The organism is Caldalkalibacillus mannanilyticus JCM 10596 (genome assembly GCF_000615945.1).
GTDB lineage: Bacteria > Bacillota > Bacilli > Caldalkalibacillales > JCM-10596 > Bacillus_AT > Bacillus_AT mannanilyticus.
The window spans coordinates 1-603 of the sequence record NZ_BAMO01000107.1 but is presented as its reverse complement, the minus strand read 5'-3'; the positions used below and the strand labels follow the sequence as shown (position 1 = coordinate 603).

The window sequence follows — 603 nt, the reverse complement described above, 5'->3', positions numbered from 1 at the left end:
TAATTGAAGTGCTAGTTTAGTAGCTAAATCATCAAAGCTTTCCATAATAGGAGCAGTACTAAAGAAATTGTATCGAATATAGCCAACCTTGTTCTCTACATGACCTTTCTCATGCCCACATCTTGGATTGCAAATCTGCACGTCAAATCCATAATGACTTTGAAATTGTAAAAACTCATCTGTAAGTTGTGCTTCCTCTAGCTTTGTGCGAGTCTTCTTTACAGCTGGAGTTAAATTATCAATACGGATAGACTCAGGTACACCACCAGCTTGCTTAAACAGTTGCTTCAATCCATAGAGTAAACATTCCTGGTTCTCCGCAGGTAAAGGAACTGCAAATGCAGCATTACTAAACGGGAACGACATAACCAAGGCATGTATATCTATTAGTTCACCATCATGCACTGCTTCCATAAAACCAAAGTCAACATGGGCTTCACCAGGAGGATGTTCTAGACGTTCATACCCAGATATACTCTCGTCATGATGAGTATTCATCCAATCAGAGATGAAGTAACATACCGTACGGTATGAACCCTTAAATCCTAGCTCCTTCAACCCTAGAAATAATTGTTTCTTTGTACGTCTTAACTTTCTCTTTAA

General features: G+C 38.8%; 1 protein-coding gene. It reads right to left on the bottom strand.

The genetic code is table 11. The features are described from left to right. A partial coding sequence (gene istA / locus JCM10596_RS22920) for an IS21 family transposase (RefSeq protein ID WP_025029064.1) occupies positions 1-603 on the bottom strand: 603 nt, incomplete at both ends.